This window comes from Lactobacillus porci (genome assembly GCF_009695985.1).
In the GTDB taxonomy this organism is placed as follows: Bacteria; Bacillota; Bacilli; order Lactobacillales; family Lactobacillaceae; genus Lactobacillus; species Lactobacillus absianus.
On record NZ_VUMX01000005.1, the window covers coordinates 47,000 to 63,606 of the forward strand.

Annotated in this window: 15 protein-coding genes and 1 tRNA gene; 2 read left to right on the forward strand and 14 right to left on the reverse strand. The window is 51.6% G+C overall.

Translation table 11 applies throughout. The annotated features are described in order from the left end of the window. Positions 1-121: 121 nt before the first annotated feature. The 4 genes from tpiA to FYJ62_RS02850 form a co-directional block, all read right to left on the reverse strand. Positions 122-880, reverse strand: a complete 759-nt coding sequence (gene tpiA, locus FYJ62_RS02835; protein WP_154547542.1) for a triose-phosphate isomerase — start codon at positions 878-880, stop codon at positions 122-124. A gap of 17 nt (positions 881-897) precedes the next feature. Beyond that, positions 898-2,109 (reverse strand): phosphoglycerate kinase, encoded by a 1,212-nt coding sequence (locus tag FYJ62_RS02840; RefSeq protein ID WP_154547544.1) that lies wholly within the window; start codon positions 2,107-2,109, stop codon positions 898-900. A gap of 100 nt (positions 2,110-2,209) precedes the next feature. Continuing rightward, the gene (gap, locus tag FYJ62_RS02845) at positions 2,210-3,226 is read right to left on the reverse strand and encodes a type I glyceraldehyde-3-phosphate dehydrogenase (protein WP_154547546.1); all 1,017 of its coding nucleotides are present in this window, start codon (positions 3,224-3,226) and stop codon (positions 2,210-2,212) included. 36 nt (positions 3,227-3,262) lie between these two features. Continuing rightward, positions 3,263-4,306, reverse strand: a complete 1,044-nt coding sequence (locus FYJ62_RS02850; protein ID WP_154547548.1) for a sugar-binding domain-containing protein — start codon at positions 4,304-4,306, stop codon at positions 3,263-3,265. Between the two features lie 297 nt (positions 4,307-4,603). Here FYJ62_RS02850 and FYJ62_RS02855 point away from each other — a divergent pair. Beyond that, a tRNA-Arg gene (locus FYJ62_RS02855) sits at positions 4,604-4,675 on the forward strand. Between the two features lie 121 nt (positions 4,676-4,796). Here FYJ62_RS02855 and FYJ62_RS02860 read toward each other — a convergent pair. The 6 genes from FYJ62_RS02860 to FYJ62_RS02885 form a co-directional block, all read right to left on the reverse strand. After that, a complete protein-coding gene (locus tag FYJ62_RS02860; RefSeq protein ID WP_154547550.1) occupies positions 4,797-5,564 on the reverse strand; it encodes an ABC transporter ATP-binding protein in 768 nt (255 codons plus the stop codon). Beyond that, entirely contained in the window at positions 5,557-6,453 is an 897-nt protein-coding gene (locus FYJ62_RS02865) for an ABC transporter permease (protein ID WP_154547552.1), read from the reverse strand. Before FYJ62_RS02865 ends, FYJ62_RS02860 begins: the two co-directional genes overlap by 8 nt. Continuing rightward, on the reverse strand, positions 6,450-7,442 hold the full coding sequence (trpX, locus tag FYJ62_RS02870) for a tryptophan ABC transporter substrate-binding protein (protein ID WP_154547554.1): 993 nt from the start codon (positions 7,440-7,442) through the stop codon (positions 6,450-6,452). Before trpX ends, FYJ62_RS02865 begins: the two co-directional genes overlap by 4 nt. A gap of 371 nt (positions 7,443-7,813) precedes the next feature. Next, positions 7,814-9,328 (reverse strand): SH3-like domain-containing protein, encoded by a 1,515-nt coding sequence (locus FYJ62_RS02875; protein WP_154547556.1) that lies wholly within the window; start codon positions 9,326-9,328, stop codon positions 7,814-7,816. Positions 9,329-9,715: 387 nt separating this feature from the next. Beyond that, positions 9,716-11,023 (reverse strand): RNA-guided endonuclease InsQ/TnpB family protein, encoded by a 1,308-nt coding sequence (locus FYJ62_RS02880; RefSeq protein WP_154547558.1) that lies wholly within the window; start codon positions 11,021-11,023, stop codon positions 9,716-9,718. A gap of 2 nt (positions 11,024-11,025) precedes the next feature. Next, positions 11,026-11,640 (reverse strand): IS607 family transposase, encoded by a 615-nt coding sequence (locus FYJ62_RS02885; protein ID WP_154547560.1) that lies wholly within the window; start codon positions 11,638-11,640, stop codon positions 11,026-11,028. Between the two features lie 210 nt (positions 11,641-11,850). Here FYJ62_RS02885 and FYJ62_RS02890 point away from each other — a divergent pair, with 210 nt between their 5' ends. After that, a complete protein-coding gene (locus tag FYJ62_RS02890; protein WP_154547562.1) occupies positions 11,851-12,474 on the forward strand; it encodes an ATP-dependent Clp protease proteolytic subunit in 624 nt (207 codons plus the stop codon). 80 nt (positions 12,475-12,554) lie between these two features. Here FYJ62_RS02890 and whiA read toward each other — a convergent pair whose 3' ends face one another. The 4 genes from whiA to FYJ62_RS02910 form a co-directional block, all read right to left on the reverse strand. Further along, positions 12,555-13,487: a DNA-binding protein WhiA gene (whiA, locus tag FYJ62_RS02895; RefSeq protein WP_154547564.1), complete on the reverse strand. Its 933-nt coding sequence runs from the start codon at positions 13,485-13,487 to the stop codon at positions 12,555-12,557. 23 nt (positions 13,488-13,510) lie between these two features. Beyond that, entirely contained in the window at positions 13,511-14,536 is a 1,026-nt protein-coding gene (locus FYJ62_RS02900) for a gluconeogenesis factor YvcK family protein (protein ID WP_154547566.1), read from the reverse strand. Positions 14,537-14,545: 9 nt separating this feature from the next. After that, positions 14,546-15,421 (reverse strand): RNase adapter RapZ, encoded by an 876-nt coding sequence (gene rapZ, locus FYJ62_RS02905; protein WP_154547568.1) that lies wholly within the window; start codon positions 15,419-15,421, stop codon positions 14,546-14,548. Positions 15,422-15,489: 68 nt separating this feature from the next. Then, positions 15,490-16,602: a DmpA family aminopeptidase gene (locus FYJ62_RS02910; protein ID WP_154547570.1), complete on the reverse strand. Its 1,113-nt coding sequence runs from the start codon at positions 16,600-16,602 to the stop codon at positions 15,490-15,492. Between the last annotated feature and the right edge of the window lie 5 nt (positions 16,603-16,607).

Consider the following 16,607-nt stretch of genomic DNA (forward strand, 5'->3'; position numbering starts at 1 on the left):
GAAAACGATCAAGCTCAGCCAGCTTGATCGTTTTAATTTGCTCAGGCATTCCCCAGCGTGGTTGACAATAAAAAGCCGCTTCCCCACGCGGAAAGCGACTTTTTATGACAGTTATTTAAAATTAGTCTTGGTAGTTTACCAAAGCCAAGTATGAGTCTGGTACCAATGAAGCACCGCCGACCAAACCACCGTCGATGTCAGGCTTTGCCATCAATTCCTTAACGTTGGCTGGCTTTACAGAACCACCGTATTGGATGCGGACGTTTTCAGCAGTTTCTTCATTGTACAAGTCCTTAACAGTTTCACGGATAGTCTTGCACATGTCTTCAGCTTGGTCGCTTGAAGCAGTCTTGCCAGTACCGATTGCCCAGATTGGTTCGTAGGCAATTACGAGTGATGAAACTTGTTCAGCAGTCAAGCCTGCCAAAGCAGCCTTGATTTGGCCAACTACCCATTCAGCTTCCTTGCCGGCTTCACGGGTTTCCAATGATTCACCGCAGCAAATGATTGGAGTCATGCCATTAGCAAAAATAGCCTTAGCCTTCTTGTTAATGTCTTCGTCAGTTTCGTGGAAGTAGCCGCGACGTTCTGAGTGGCCAATAATTACGTATTGGATGCCCATTTCGTGCAGAACCTTTGGTGAAGTTTCACCAGTGAAGGCACCTTCGTCTTCGAAGTAGCAGTTTTCTGCACCGATGTGCAGGTTTGAGCCTTCAGCAGCCTTGCGCAAAGCGTCAAGGTCAACAGCTGGTGCACAGATCAATGATTCAACCTTTGATGGGTCTGGCAATTGGGCCTTAACTGCGTTAACAAATTCAACGGTTTGTTCTGGGTTGTTGTGCAACTTCCAGTTACCAGCAATAATTGGGGTACGTGACATTTATAATTCCTCCTAAACTACTTGTCTGAAACGCAAGCGATACCTGGCAATTCCTTACCTTCAAGGTATTCAAGAGATGCGCCACCACCAGTTGAGATGTGAGTCAACTTAGGAGCGATCCCCAATTGCTTGGCAGCAGCAGTTGAGTCACCACCGCCGACAATAGTAGTCGCGTCTGGCAAGTCAGCCAAAGCACGGCCGACTTCCAAAGTACCCTTGGCGAAGTTAGGCATTTCGAACACGCCCATTGGCCCGTTCCAAACAACAGTCTTGGCGCCTTCAAGAGTCTTCTTGAAGAGTTCAACAGTCTTAGGACCGATGTCCAAGCCCATTTCGTTGTCAGGAATGTCGTCGCCAACGACTTCTGAAGCAGCATCGTTGTTGAATTCAGTTGCGGCTACGTTGTCGATTGGCAGAACCAGCTTGTCGCCAGCCTTCTCCAACAATTCCTTGGCAAATTCAACCTTGTCGTCTTCAACCAATGACTTGCCGATCTTGTGGCCTTGAGCCTTCAGGAAGGTGTAAGCCATACCACCACCGATGATGATGTGGTCAGCCTTAGGAATCAAGTTGGTGATCACGCCGATCTTGTCTGAAACCTTAGCACCACCCAAGATGGTTACGAATGGGTGAACTGGGTTGGCAACGGCGTTGCCCAAGAACTTGATTTCCTTTTCAAGCAGGAAGCCGGCAGCAGCAGGCTTGCCAGCAGCCTTCATGGCAGTAGCGATACCAACGTTTGAAGCGTGGCTTCTGTGAGCAGTACCGAAGGCGTCGTTTACGAACACGTCGCCCAATGATGCCCAGTATTCGCCCAGCTTAGGGTCGTTCTTTGATTCGCGCTTGCCGAAGTCGTTGTCGATGTCTTGGAAACGGGTGTTTTCCAAAACAACTACGTCGCCGTCCTTCATGTTGTTGATGGCGTCTTCAACTTCCTTGCCTTCGTTTGAAGGTACGAAAGTTACTGGCTTGTCCAGCAATTCGCCCAAACGCTTGGCAACTGGAGCCAGGCTCAAGCTCTTCTTGTCTTCATCGCTCTTGACACGGCCAAGGTGTGACAGCAAGATTGCCTTGCCGCCGTGTTCGATGATGTACTTGATAGTTGGCAATGCGGCTACGATACGGTTGTCGTCACCAATCACGCCATCCTTAATTGGCACGTTGAAGTCAACGCGAACCAAAACCTTCTTGTCCTTAACGTCTACGTCAGAAACAATCAATTTAGCCATTGAAAAAATCTCCTAATATTTCATCGAAAAAAGGCGGAAGGAAGATATTTCCCTCCGCCTTCTTTCACACTACTAATTAAATTTAGTCTTTAACTTAAAATTAAAGAGTAGCAAAGTGCAACAAAGTACGAACCATTTGGCAAGTGAATGAGTATTCGTTGTCGTACCAAGCAACAGTCTTAACAAGTTGCTTGTCACCAGCGGTGATAACTTGGGTTTGAGTTGGGTCAAAGATTGAGCCAGCAGTCATACCAAGAACGTCGCTTGAAACGATTTCGTCATCGTTGTAAGCAAATGATGGGCTTTCGTACTTCTTCATAGCTGCGTTAACTTCTTCAGCAGTTACCTTCTTGTTCAAGATAGTAACAAGTTCAGTTTCTGAGCCATCTGGAACTGGAACACGTTGTGCGTGGCCATCAAGCTTGCCGTTCAATTCTGGCAATACAAGGCCGATAGCCTTGGCAGCACCAGTTGAGTGAGGGATGATGTTTTCAGCAGCGGCACGTGCGTTACGGAAGTTAGCCTTACGGTCAGGACCATCCAAAACCTTTTGAGTAGCAGTGTAGGCGTGGATAGTAGTCATAGTACCAACTTCGATGCCGAATTCCTTGTTCAAAGCGTTAGCCATTGGAGCAAGTGAGTTAGTGGTGCATGAACCAGCTGAAACGATCTTGTCGTCAGCGTTCAAAGTGTCTTGGTTTACTGAGTAAACGATAGTCTTCAAGTCGTTGCCGGCTGGAGCTGAGATCAATACACGCTTAGCGCCTGCTTCAAGGTGAGCTTCTGACTTAGCCTTGCTAGTGTAGAAACCAGTACATTCAAGAACGAAGTCAACGCCGTCGTTCTTAACCCAAGGAATGTTCTTGGCGTCTGCTTCAGCGTAAACACGGTACTTCTTGCCGTCAACTACCAGTGAGTCTTCAGTAGCTGAAACTTCGTGGTCGAAAGTGCCATGAGTAGTGTCGTACTTCAACAGGTGAGCCAACATAGCTGGAGTAGTCAAGTCGTTAATAGCAACAACTTCGATGTCCTTTGAAGCTTCGCCCAAGTCCATAATACGACGGAAAGCCAAACGACCAATACGGCCGAAACCGTTAATACCAATCTTAACTGTCATATTCGTAAGTCCTCCTTAAGAACTATAAACAACATTTTATTTTAAGCGGGTTTTCCCGTTTAAAATCAGATTTGAGGCTGCCTCATCAGTAATTAACCAGGTCTGATGAGGCGCGTTGCGCATATATGCTTGAATGGCCTCAGCCTTACGGGCTCCCATGGCCACCGCGATGATATGCGGGACGTTCGTTAATGTTTCGAACTGCAAACCAACCTGTCTGATTCGTTCGACTACGTGGCCTTCGTCATCGAAGAAACATCCAAAGCATTCGGTGACTGCCTTATTCTCGCGCAACTTGGCCAAGGCCAAGGGGTCATACCCCCGCCGTCTGGCCATCTCATCGGCTAAACCGATGCCATGGATGACGACGTCACTTCGCGAGATATCTTGTAGCACTTCGCTGATCTCCGGATCATGAAGCAAGGAGCGGTAGGCATCCTTGGGAACCTGTTCCGGTAAGAAAAGCGATTCATAACTGCCGCCGGTAGCACGCGCCATCTCTTGCACGATGGCATTGCTTTCCGTATTGACTCTGCCGCCCAAAGCGCCCCGACCGGGAACAAATTTGATTTTCCGGTTTTCGCTCAACGATGGCGTCAACTTCTTGGCGACCTTGGCAATCGTCTTGCCGCCCATGACTGTCACGATGCAGTCAGATAAAGGCAAGAGCAGGTTCAAGGCTGAGTTCAGCTCTTCCCCGGCCAGGTCATAGACCCGGCCTTGCAAATCAGAGTCGCCTGCGACAATGATTGTCCGATCGATTTCGAGTTTCTCTGCCAGCTTCACTTCTGCTTGGCTGGCATTAAAAAGTCGATCAACAATCTGTGCTGCGTCTTTGACGACGCTCTCCCCCTTCTCCGTGAGGACCATCCCGTAATTATGAATTTCGATCAGGCCCAGTTTCCGCAGATACTCAGTCTCAGTGCGAATGTTGCGTTCGCTTAAGCCAAGCCTGATTGCCACATTCCGCCGCCCAACCGGGGCGTGGAGGCTGATCTGCTCCAGGATCAGGTATCTTTGCCGAAAGATCTTTAAAGCATCAGGAACAAGCAGTTCGAGCAGGGATAAATCCGTGTTCAAAGTAACCATCCTTCTAGTGGGACGCTTGCCGACCATAGTGTTGACGTTTTGTGTCCCACATTGCTTAAAAATATAAGAGAAACAAGACTTTCGCTTAAATCTCCATTTCTCTCTCGACACTCCCTAGTATAGCAGAATTTATTTTGTATGCAAGCTTTTTGAACGACTTTGCCATTTCCTAAAAAGCCTTTACAAAAAGTTAAAATTGCAAAAACTAAGTCTTAATTTTTGCGGACTTTCTAAATTTAGCTCTTCCCAATTTAAAATTGTTTGTTATAATAGATTAGGTAATCGGATGGACCCTTAGTGTAATGGATCGCACGCAAGATTCCGGTTCTTGAAATCTGGGTTCGACTCCCAGGGGGTCCATAAGGACTTAAAGTCGCTGCTGACCTGTAGCGACTTTTTTTATTCATTTTTTATCAAATAGCAAAGGAAGAAGCAGGACGATGCCTGCTTCTTCCTTTTTTGTCTGCTTTATTATTGCCTGTTATTCAAAGAATTTGGCCAGGTCATTCAAGGTCAGCTTGGCCTTGGCCGCCCCCCGAAAATCCCGGATGACCTGTCCGTCCTCCAGCACGAGCAAGCGGTTGCCGTATTTTAAGGCGTCCTCCATGTGGTGAGTGATCATCACGGCCGTGATCTGCTCTTGGCGAATGCTGGCGTCCGTAGCTTCCAGCAGCTTCCGGCTGGATCTTGGGTCCAAGGCCGCCGTGTGCTCATCAAGCAAAAGCAGGTCTGGCCGCTTATAAGTCGCCATCACGAAGCTCAAGGCCTGGCGCTGGCCGCCAGAGAGCTGGTCAACGGCCACGTCCATCTTGTCTTCCAGGCCGTTGTTGATTGCCGCCAGCGCTTTGGCAAAAGCCGCCCTTTGTGCCTTCAGCTTCCGCAATTTCAACGGCCGCCGCTCTCCCCGCTTGGCGGCCAACAGCAGATTTTCCGCGACCGTCATCCGCGGCGCGGTGCCTAATTTGGGATCCTGAAAGACCCGGGCGATGAAGCGGCTCCGTTTTTCTTCGCTCTCTTTGCTGATGTCCTTTCCTTTATAGAAGATCTTCCCCTTGGACGGGCTGACTTCCCCCGCCAAGACGTTCAACAGCGTGCTCTTGCCCGCCCCGTTGCCGCCAAGCAGGCAGATAAAGTCCCCTTCCCTGATCTCCAGGTTGATCCCCTTCAGGATCTTGGCTTCATCCGCCGTGCCAGGGTTGACGGTCGTTTCAATATTTTCCAGTTTGATTAAGGCTGCTTCGCTAGTCATTTTTCATGCCTCCTAACAGGGTCTTTTTCAAATGCAGCTGCTGTTCAGCTTGCGGGAGCATCATGCAGAGCGCCAAGACGAGCGCGGAAATCAGGTTCAGGTTGTCTGAAGACAAGCCGATCTGCAGCACCGCCAGCAGGATCAGCCGGTAGATGATGGAGCCCAAGGTTACGGCAAACAGGCGGCTGCCCAGGTCCAGGTTTCTGAAGATGACCTCGCTGATGATGATTGAGGCCAGCGCGATGACGATCGTCCCGATCCCCATGTTGACGTCGGCATAGCCATTGCTTTGCGCCACGACGGCCCCGCACAGGCCGACCAGACCGTTTGACAGCATCAAGCCGACAATGGTCATTTGATTGACGTGGATCCCTAAAGACTTGGCCATTTGCGGATTGTCGCCAGTCGCGATGAAGGATTGGCCAAAGTCGGTGTACAAGAACCAGATCAGCAGGCCCGTCACCAGCAGCATGATCAAAGTTCCGGCAAAGACCGAGTCAAAGTACTGGGGCAAGGATTTCAGGAAAGCATTGGCAAAAATCGTGCTTTTGCCCAAAAGGGACACGTTGGACTTGCCCATGACCATCAAGTCCACTGAATAGATCCCGGTCATGGTCAAAATCCCGGCCAGCAGGCTGGGGATCTTCCCCTTCGTGATCAGCAAGGCCGTGACCAGACCAGCCAAGCTTCCGGCGATAAAGGCCGCCAAAGTCGCCAGCCATGGGCTGGTCCCCTTGACGATCAGGCTGACGGCCACGGATGCCCCCAGCGGGAAGGTTCCTTCCACTGTCATGTCAGTCGTGTTCATAATGCGAAAGCTCAGGTACAAGCCCAAGCCGAGCAGGCCCCATAAGAAGCCCTGGCCAATAGCGGAGACAATCAAGTTCATTTGTAAATCGTTCCTTTCTGCTTTGCTTCTTGGTAAAAGTCCTTTGGCACCGTAAGCCCCAATTTCTTGGCCGCTTTCAGGTTCAAGACCGGCGTGCCGTGCTTAAGGTAGCGGACCGGCATGTTGGCCGGCTTCTTGCCCTTCAGGATCTGGACGACCATCTTGGCCCCCTCAACGCCCAGCTGGTACTGATCCACGCTGTAGGTGGCCACCCCGCCTTCTTTGACCATGGTATCCACGGCTGGAAAAACCGGCTTTTTGGCCGCGTTGGCGTTCTTGACCAAAGTCTGCATGGCCCCGGCAATCGTGTTGTCGGTCGGCACGATCACCGCGTCGACCTGAGTCAGCATCTGCTGGGAGACTTGGTTTAAGTCATTGGAATTGGCAATGGAATAGGCCTTCAGGCTCAGCTTCAGCTTCTTGCATTCAGCCACGATCTGCCGGTAGCCAGCCACGGCCGACGCGTCGCTTGACGTATAGATCACGCCTAAGGTCTTGAGTCTGGGCATGAAGCGCTGGATCAGCCGCAGCTGCTCATGAATCGGGGCCTGGTCGGAGATCCCGGTAATGTTGCCGCCCGGATGCTCATTGTTCTTGACCAGGTTGGCGGACCGGGGATCCGTCACCGCCCCTAAGACGATCGGCGTCTGCTTGGTCGCGTTGGCCAAGGCCTGAGAGGACGGCGTCGTGATTCCGAAGAGGACCTTTGAGCCGCCATTGACCAGCTTTTCCGCCATGGTCTTCAGGTTGCTCTGGTCGTTGTTGGCATTTTGGTAGACAATTTTGATTTCCTTGCCGTCCCGGTAGCCCTCCTTGGCCAATTCCGCCTTGAAGCCTTTGTAGATGGCATCAAGGGCCGGGTGGCGCATCAGGGTCAAGACCCCGATCTTGACCTGACCCTGCTTGACTCGCGCCGGCTTGGACTCAAGGCCAAAGGCCACGGCCAGGAAAACGAACAGGATGGCAAAAGCTGCTCCCACTTTTTTCATCGTAGATAATCCTTTCTTGCTTTCGCCCGCCAGTTGGCAGGCAATAATCTGACTAACAGAACAAGAACACGCAAGCAATAAAAAACAGGAATCCCAGAGTCGGAATTCCTGTTTCTTGGTCAAACAAAAATCCGGACGCGTTCTTATTCATAACGCTATCCGGATTCTTTAAGAACTTGTTCTTAAGCACGTTCAGATAGCGGTTCACGCAAAATGCCTGATTGAACCGCTGTCTGAAAATGCGAGTCAATCAGCTATCTGAATTGCCACCAGGCTTGTGTCGTGCTTAATCTAAAGTTCATCGTTCTTTACCTCTTGCTTAATTTGCTTAAATTGTACTGAAAGCCTTTGTGGCTGTCAAGCGCCAATTTCTACCATTTGCCGGAAAGAATTTCCCCGCGTTGGGCCAATTGGGCATAGAAGGTGTTGCCTGAGTAGGCCAGGCCTTCGTTTTCCCGGTTGGTGACGTGCTTCCAAGTCTTTTGGTAGGTCCCGTCAGCCTTCACCTTGAAGATCATGTTGTTGAAGGCCACATAGAAGTTGCCATTGCCGTAAGTGAAGCCCTGAACCGGGGACTTGCCGGCAACCTGCTTGACGAAATTGCCCTTGGTCCCGGTAACCTTGACCACCTTCCAGGCATTGTCCACCAGCTTCAGAGTCCAATATTCATACCAGCCGCGGCCATTGTGGAACAAGCCGTACATGGTGCCGTCGCCGCTGAAGGCCGCGTTGTGGAAGTAGCGCGGCGTGCCGCTGGCCGTCTTGATTCTGATGGTCCACATTTTGTTGATCTGCAGGTCGCTGCGACGGATCTGCAGAATTTCCTCGGCATTGTCGCCATTATTGATCTTGTTGTAGTTGGCCAGAACATAGATGTAGTTCTTGCTTACCCCAATTGACTGCCCGTGGCCCAGCTTCATGTATGGGCTGACTTTGATGTTGGCGCAGTAGTTTCTAAAAGTGGCAAAATTCAGCCGCTTGTACAGGTAGGCTGCTGGTGCCAGGTATTGCACCGTGTACTTGTTCAGCTTCGGCAGGTTGAAGGCCACCAAGTTGCCCTTGGCATTCTTGACGTCAGAAGCACCGGAATTGCGGTACCAAGTGCTGTAGGCCCAGCCGCCGTTCACGCCTAATCCTTCTTCAACTGGCCCGACCTGCTGCCAGCCATTGCCGGCCATGCTCAGGTTGCGCGGCTCCCACAAGTTGGTGCGCAGGGTCAAGCCGCCGCTGGTCCAGCTGTTGCTGGTCGTTTCCGGCGCGTAGTGGTGAGCCGCGTTCCACTTGGCTGAGGTTCCCGTGTGCTTGCCGGTACTTGCTGATTCCTTTGGCCCCTTCATCAGCTTAAAGTCGCCTTGATCGTAAGAAGCCTTGACGGCAGTGTTTGGGTTGCTGGTCCAGTGCACGTTGACCGTCTTCTTGATCTTGCCGTAGCTGTAGGTCAGCTTGCCATTCTTGTAGCTGGCCTTGATCGCGCCTGAGTCAGGATCAACTACCGTCCCGTGGCTGTCGGCAACGTAGTTCAAGGCATCCTTATAGTTGAAGTTGTTGTCGCCCTTGACCCGGTAGACGTCACTGGCAGCTGAGATCTTGTTGCGGGTGAACCAGCTTTCCTTGACCCAGCCGACTGGCCGGCCATTGACGTAAATATAGTCATAAACGCCGGCCTTGGTCTTCTTTGACGCGGTCGCTTGGATCTTGCTGTACTTAAAGGCAGAAGTCGTCGTAACCTTTTTTGAGGCCCCCTTGGCTGATACCTTGGCATAGATGTTCACGGTCTTGGTCCCTGGCGCCTTGGTGACCGTCGCGGCAGACGCCTTTGCCGGCAGCCCCAATGACAAAAGAGCCAGCGCGCTGAGCGAAGCAGCGCATAACAAAGTCTTCTTCATTTTTTCTTCCCTTCCAATATTACACAAATTGCTGCATCTATAAACTAATTGACGCATCGGAAAAGTCTTTTTCCACCAGATACAATTTCATTATAACAGCTGTAAAAAATGTGTGCAGATGTGTATTTTAGTTTGGACTAATGGAATCACAGAGGTCTAATGCTATTGACCCTACACACCAGCTTTGACGCTTTACTCGCAAACATTTTTCTTATTGCCGTCATCACTGGTATTCCGATATCTCAACTAGGAGGCAATCGCATTGACCAGCGCAGGCACTTGCGTGCCACTCTTGCAACTTCTTGGAAAGACTCTCGCCAATCCTCGGGTACAGCTAACCCGCATGGCTATGACCGAAGCCACAGCCTTAACTTCACTTTTTTGAATTTACAGTGCCTTATTCAATTCTGGATGCTCAGCCAGCGCTAAAAGGCTTAGCATCGCATTCTTGTCCCGATCTACGACTTTGTTGTAGTTCGGGCATTTTTTGTTGTAGCAGACGTACTCATTGTGCTTTGTGCCGTGCTTCTTGTTGCCGTAAAGGGTGATCTTGTCATCGCCCTTCTTGACGTTGCCACAGGCTGCACAGCGCTGAGTAGACGGGTACAGCTTGTTTGCCAGAATAAGCTCCTTGCTGTACCAATCGCACTTGTAGGTCAAGATCTGCTTAAACTTGCCAAACATTGACCGATGCACGCCTTTAGAGGCTACATGGCTCATCAACATGCCCTTGACAGACAGGTTTTCGATTACGATCATGTCATAGTCTCTAACCAGTTCAGTTGTAAACTTCTGGATCAGGTCGTTTTGGATATTGCCAGCCTTCCGATAGCATGCTTGAAGCTTGGCTCTCGTCTTCAAGTAGTTCTTGCTGTTGTAGGCCGCTTTTCCATTTTGGATTCGTTTTCTGGCAAGTTGTCTTTGATAGTGCTTGATCTTCTTGTAAATCTTGTCAAGACGCTTAGGCAGGACGTTTACCCGACCTTCCGTGTAATCGAAGTGGCCAACGTTGACGTCAACGGCTGTTGCCTTGCCTGTCTTAGCTGGCTGCTTAATGTCTTCAACCTGGAAAGGAATGGCTGCGTAATAATTACCCGCTTCTGTGAAATAGCTGATTACGCTGAAGTCATCAGAAAGCACAGGCTCATTTAAGCGAATCCGGCCAAGTGGCCAATCCTTGCGCCCCTGCGGGCATTCCAGCTTCAGAATCTGTCCTTCGATTTTGCTTTGGTCGCTCTTAAATCCTTGGCGAGGGGCTTTGCGGGACTTGTACTTCGGCTTGCCCCAGTTTGGCTGGGCTTTGTCAAAGAAGTTCTTCCAAGCATTGCCAAGATCCTGCACTGCAAGATTGGCAAGATGAGCTGGATAGGCCAGTCTCCAAGCATCAGTTTCCTTGTCAGAATTGAGCTCATTGCGAACTCTCTGCCAGCTTGGAGAGGGGTTTGCTTTAGCTCCAGGGCTGTTTCTGTCAATCTCGCGAATCACTCTGCGGACTTCATCATGGGTCTTCGCAGCTTCTTTGACTATTTTTACTTTTTCAGTGTAGTCAGCCATCAATCGTCTGACCTCGTACATATCGTTCCAGATATCCAGAGCATGATTCCATGCCCAGCGCCGATAGCCGCACAGCTCGATAAAGAGCCGCTTTTGTTCTTCATTAAGCTGAAGCTTGTAGACTCTGGTCTGCGTTCGCATCTTTAGTCACCTTCTTCCTTGTGTGGCAGCTTTGGATCTTCTGCTATCTCTTTCTTGTATCTTCTCAATCCATCCAGACGACAGGAGAAGACATGAATAACACTCATCAGATCCTCAACCAGTTCTTGATCCGGACTGGTATCTGGATTGTTAAGAACAACAATCTCAGTGCCGTGTCTTTGACAGAAATCTTCAAACCAGTCAAAACCAAAACGAGTGAAGCGGTCTTTATACGTGATAAAGATTTTGGCGATTTTCTTGTCTTCCACGTCCTGCAGAAGCCCATTCCATTTAGGGCGGCGATAGTTAAGGCCACTCCCAATATCGCTGATTCGCTCATCGAGGATGATTCCTTTGGCGTTGCAGTACTGGGTAATAAAATCCATCTGATTTTTCAGATTGTTTTTCTGCCCTTGTGAAGAGACACGTACATAGGCAACGTTCTTCCGCTGATCTGGTACTCCGAGAAGTCTGTTTAGCTGTTCTTCAGTATAGTAGCGTCTGTTGGCTACGTTTCTGAAAGCATGAAATCTTCCTTCACGATCCCAGCGCTGCAGCGTGCTTACTGAAACGCCTAAGACTTTAGCGGCTTCATGGGGCTTGTAGACTTTAGACATAAAAAATAGACTCATCCTTTCTATTAGGATGAGTCTATTATATCACCATCTAAATACGTTAGCACATTTTAGCTACGTATTTTGAGACTAGTAGTTAGCACCCGCGAATCTGGAAAAAAATGTCCAAAAATGATCGCAAAGACTTGTTCAATTTGAGCCTCTTTGTTTGACAGCCGCTGGCGAGAGTGTTTTAATTAGCACTGTATTCAAATGAGTGCTAATCAACTTACTAGGAGGAAAACTATGTTAGTACCTACTGTTATTGAACAAACAGCCCGCGGCGAACGTGCCTACGACATTTACTCCCGCCTGCTGAAAGACAGAATCATCATGCTCAGCGGTGAAGTCAACGACCAAATGGCCAACTCCATCATCGCCCAGCTGCTCTTCCTTGACGCGCAAGACAACACCAAAGACATCTACATGTACATCAACTCACCAGGCGGCGTGATCACCTCCGGGATGGCCATCGTGGACACCATGAACTTCATCAAGTCCCCAGTTTCTACCATCGCCACTGGGATGGCAGCTTCCATGGCTTCCATCATCCTGGCTGAAGGCGAAAAGGGCAAGCGCTTTGCCCTGCCGCACGCCACGGTCTTGATCCACCAGCCACTGGGCGGGGCCCAAGGGCAGGCAACCGAAATCCAAATCGCGGCTGAAGAAATCCTGAAGACCCGCAAGATGATCAATGAACTTTTGGCCAAGGACTCTGGTCAAGACATCGAAACCATCAAGCGCGACACTGAGCGCGACCACTACATGACCGCGCAAGAAGCCAAGGACTACGGCCTGATCGATGACATCATGGTCAACCAAAACAGCGACAAGTAAGCCTTAAACAATTAATCAGCACAATAACCGAAAAACGACTGGAACCTTGCGTTCCAGTCGTTTTTTGTGTCGCTAGCGGCTTATCTAAGATTTTCCGCGATCTCATGGATCTTCTTGAGCCGGTGGTTGACCCCGGACTTGGAGATGGGACCATCCGGCACCTGCTCAGCCAGCTCCTTCAGGGACAATTCCGGGTGCTGCAGGCGGAACCTGGCCAGGCTGGCCAGCTTGTCCGGCAGACTGTCGATTCCCCGCTTCTCCTCGATGAATTCGATGTCTTCCACCTGCTTGGCAGCCGCGTTGGCCGTCTTCTTCAGGTTGGCCGTGTCGCAGTTGACCAGGCGGTTGACGGAGTTGCGCATGTCGCGCATGATCCGCAGGTCCTCAAAGGCCAGCATGGCGTTGACTGCCCCGACCACGTGGAGGAAGTCGCCAATTTTTTCCGCTTCCTTCAAGTAGACGATGGAGCCGCTGCGGCGGGCCGTGACCTTGGCGTTCAAGTCAAAGTACTTGTTCATGATCTCCTGCAGGTCGCGGCAGTGGTTGGCGTAAGTGCAGTAGATTTCCAGGTGGTAGCGGCTGGTTTCGGGATTGTTGACGCTCCCGCTGGCCAAAAAGGCCCCCCGCAGGTAGGACATGGACCGCTGCTCGGAATTCTTGATCTTGTCCGGAATCCCGGTCACGAAACCCTTTTCCGGGGTGAAGATCTCCAAGTCGGCAATGATCTCCGGCACCTCTTTGGCTACCCGGACCAAGTACTGGTGATTCTTCTTCAGCTTCATCTTCCGGGTCACGATCAATTGCGGCTCAAAGCCGTAGGCAATCTTGATCAGGGAAAAAATCCGCCGGGCAATGGCGGGATTCTCAGTCACGATATCCAGGCTCATCTGCCCGTCATGCCGGCTCAAGACCGCGTTCATTCGCAAGAAGGCCGCCAGTTCCGCCTTGGCATGCTCGGGGTGGACTTCAATGGAAGTCAGTTCTTTCTTTACATCACTGGCATAGCTTGCCATGGACCAACCTGCTTTCTATTGCATTACTTTCTCTTAAACATTTCCTGCAGGGCGATGTTGATGATCTCGCCGGCGACCTTGTCGCCATCGTGGAAGACCAGCCCGTTTCTCTGGTCGGTAAAATCATCCATGATGACGCGGCAGTGCTGGGCCCGCAAGCCCTCAAAGTCGTTCTTCACTGGCAGGAGGTATTCATCATAGTCTTCGGGATGGAACTTCGTCATGTCGATCGGCGCCCCGTTGACCAAGGCCGTATCGATGTAGTCCCCGCCCAGGTGCTGGTTGATCACGCGCACGTGGTCAGCATCGGAGAAGCCAACGGTTTCCCCGGCCTGGGTCATGATGTTGCAGATGTAGATTACCTGGGCCCGGGTCTTTCTGACCGCTTCACCCAAGTTGGGGATCATCAGGTTGGGCAGAATCGACGTGAACAAGGAGCCTGGCCCCAAGACGATGGCATCCGCCCCCATCACGGCATCAATTACGGGCTGCATGGCGCTTGGCTCATCGCTGGAATTGGTGTTGGTTACCCAGACCCGCTTGATCTGCTTGTGCATGCCGGTAATTTCCGTTTCACCGGCTTGCGTCGTGGCATCCATGAATTCCGCGTTCAGGGTCAAAGGCTCATTGGAAGCCGGGTAGACGTGCCCGTCCACCTTCATCATCCCCGAAAGGCTTTGAATGGCGTCAAAAATGTTCCCCCGCATTTCACTCAAGGCAGCAATAATCAAGTTCCCGATTGAGTGGCCTGAGAAAAAGGCATCATTTGACTCAAAACGGTACTGGAAGATGGCCTTCTCCTCTTCCGACAAATCGCTCAGGGAGACCAAGACGTTGCGCATGTCGCCAGGCGGCACGACGTTGATATAATTGCGGATCACGCCAGATGAGCCGCCGTCGTCTGAAACGGTGACGATCGCCGTGATTTCCGCGTTTTGCTTCTTTAAGGCATTCAAGATCACCGGCAAGCCGGTCCCGCCGCCAATCACGACTACGCGGGGGCGCCGGCGCTTGATGATGCGAATGATTTTGTTTTCACCAACAGGCATCTGCATTTCCTACTTTCTGATGTAACGGCTGATTTCCCGGTGGGTAATGTCGACTGGGTAGTCCTTGGACAGGTCCCGGGCCAGCTGCTGGGCAATGGAGACGCTCCGGTGCTGGCCGCCCGTGCAGCCAATGGCAATGGTCAATTTCTCCTTGCCCTCGGCAATATAGCCGGGGATCGCCGTCTGCAGCAGGTCTAAGAACTTCTTGTAGAAGACCTTGGTTTCATCCTTGTCCATGACATAGTTGAAGACCCGCTTGTCCAAGCCGGTAAACGGCCGCAGTTCTGGGATATAGAAGGGATTTGGCAGAAAGCGGACATCCATCACGATATCAGCATCGATTGGCATCCCGTACTTAAAGCCAAAGGACATGACTTCAATCCCAAAGGTTTGGTCATGTGATTCGCCAAATTTATCCTGGAGCCGCTGCTTGAGCTCCTTGGGCTTCATCTTGGAAGTGTCCATGATGTAGTTGGCCCGGTTTTTGACCGGCATCAGGGCCAGGCGCTCGTCCTGGATCCCGTCCAGCAGCCGGCCGTTCTTAGCCAGAGGCGGCAGGCGCCGGGTTTCCTTGTAGCGGGCAACCAGAGTGTCGTCTGAGGCATCAAGGAAGACGATGATGGCTTGGGTATCGCCGCTGTCTTCCAGGGAATTGATCTCATCGATCAGGTCCTTGTAGAAGGACTTGACCCGCAGGTCGATCACGACGGCGACCTTGTTGAAGTCTTCTGAGTTGTTGATCAGGTCCCAGAAGTTGCCAAGCAGCTCGGGCGGCAGATTGTCGACCACAAAGTAGCCGATATCTTCCAAAGAGTGCATGGCGACGGTCTTGCCGGCCCCGCTCATCCCCGTGAGGATCAGTAATTGTTTCTTTTGTTTATTCATAGCGAATCTTGCTTCCTCCTGACGATAAATTATAGCACACCGGGTGTTTCTTTTCCCTTAAGATAGTCTTAATCTTGCACCTGCTCGGTTAAAAAGTCCCGCAAGGCGTAAACCGTATTGCCGCGGATGCCAGCCAGGGTTTGGGCATGGAGCAGGGCGCTGATGACCGCTTCTTCCACTGCTTCAGCGCCGGCGGCAAAAACGTCATCCAGTTGGCTGTCAGGCAAGGCAGCAATGGACACAGGATCTTTGGCGTAATGGCTGATCCGGCTGGCCGTTGAAAATGCCAGGGCGATGTCGCCGGACCCGTCGCCAATATAAGAGCCGGTCCGGGCCAGCCCGACCGCGGCCCGTCTGGCCAAGCGGCCCAGCTGGCGGCTGGACAGCGGCAGGTCGCAGGCAATGACCATCACGATCGAGCCCTGGTCCTTTTGCTGCCAGTAGCGGGCATAGCGGGGATTCTGCTCAGCTTTGGCCCGGGCAATTACTGCCTCCTTGGTCTCTTCGCCCACGAAGCGGTCCCCGATCCGCAGGTTGCCCAGAACCCCGAAGTTGCTGGAGACCAGGACCCCAAGATGGTAGTCCGCTTGGCCCAGGCTTAAGACTCTTGATGCGGACCCAATGCCGCCCTTGAAGCCCAGGCAGCACATGCCCGTTCCCGCGCCGACGGCCCCTTCTGCGAAATCAGCCGGGCCGCTTTCGGCTGCTCTCAAAGCCGCCAAGGCGTCGGCCTCGGTTACTGCCATGGCGCGGATATCGTTCAAGTCGCCGTCATTGCATTCCATCACGACCGGGTTGACCGTACCCGTCTTGATACCGATGTCTGGATTCCGCGCCAGCATGTAGCGGGTCAAGGCGTTCCAGCAGGTGCCCACGGCAAAAGTATTGGTCAGCAAAACCGGCGTCTCCAAAGTTCCCAGTTCCTGAACCTGGACCAGGCCGGTCGTCTTGCCAAAGCCGTTGAGCACCTGGCCGCTGGCCAGGAGCTTGTCCTGAAAGACGTTGCCTTGGGCCGGGATGATGGCCGTGACCCCCGTATGCAGGTTCCTTGCTGGATCATTCAGGGTGACCTGGCCCACCTTGACCCCAGGCACGTCAGTGATCTTGTTCAGCTTCCCCGCCTTAAAGCGGGCGTGCAGGCTTAAGCCGTATTTTTCTAATTGACTGGCATCAACACCCATGACAG

Excerpts from the sequence above, each read along its gene's own strand:
- tpiA (WP_154547542.1), bottom strand. The coding sequence starts at position 880 with ATGTCACGTACCCCAATTATTGCTGGTAACTGGAAGTTGCACAACAAC.
- FYJ62_RS02840 (WP_154547544.1), bottom strand. The coding sequence starts at position 2,109 with ATGGCTAAATTGATTGTTTCTGACGTAGACGTTAAGGACAAGAAGGTT.
- gap (WP_154547546.1), bottom strand. The coding sequence starts at position 3,226 with ATGACAGTTAAGATTGGTATTAACGGTTTCGGCCGTATTGGTCGTTTG.
- FYJ62_RS02860 (WP_154547550.1), bottom strand. The coding sequence starts at position 5,564 with ATGACTAGCGAAGCAGCCTTAATCAAACTGGAAAATATTGAAACGACC.
- FYJ62_RS02865 (WP_154547552.1), bottom strand. The coding sequence starts at position 6,453 with ATGAACTTGATTGTCTCCGCTATTGGCCAGGGCTTCTTATGGGGCCTG.
- trpX (WP_154547554.1), bottom strand. The coding sequence starts at position 7,442 with ATGAAAAAAGTGGGAGCAGCTTTTGCCATCCTGTTCGTTTTCCTGGCC.
- FYJ62_RS02875 (WP_154547556.1), bottom strand. The coding sequence starts at position 9,328 with ATGAAGAAGACTTTGTTATGCGCTGCTTCGCTCAGCGCGCTGGCTCTT.
- FYJ62_RS02880 (WP_154547558.1), bottom strand. The coding sequence starts at position 11,023 with ATGCGAACGCAGACCAGAGTCTACAAGCTTCAGCTTAATGAAGAACAA.
- FYJ62_RS02885 (WP_154547560.1), bottom strand. The coding sequence starts at position 11,640 with ATGTCTAAAGTCTACAAGCCCCATGAAGCCGCTAAAGTCTTAGGCGTT.
- FYJ62_RS02890 (WP_154547562.1), top strand. The coding sequence starts at position 11,851 with ATGAGTGCTAATCAACTTACTAGGAGGAAAACTATGTTAGTACCTACT.
- whiA (WP_154547564.1), bottom strand. The coding sequence starts at position 13,487 with ATGGCAAGCTATGCCAGTGATGTAAAGAAAGAACTGACTTCCATTGAA.
- FYJ62_RS02900 (WP_154547566.1), bottom strand. The coding sequence starts at position 14,536 with ATGCCTGTTGGTGAAAACAAAATCATTCGCATCATCAAGCGCCGGCGC.
- rapZ (WP_154547568.1), bottom strand. The coding sequence starts at position 15,421 with ATGAATAAACAAAAGAAACAATTACTGATCCTCACGGGGATGAGCGGG.
- FYJ62_RS02910 (WP_154547570.1), bottom strand. The coding sequence starts at position 16,602 with ATGGGTGTTGATGCCAGTCAATTAGAAAAATACGGCTTAAGCCTGCAC.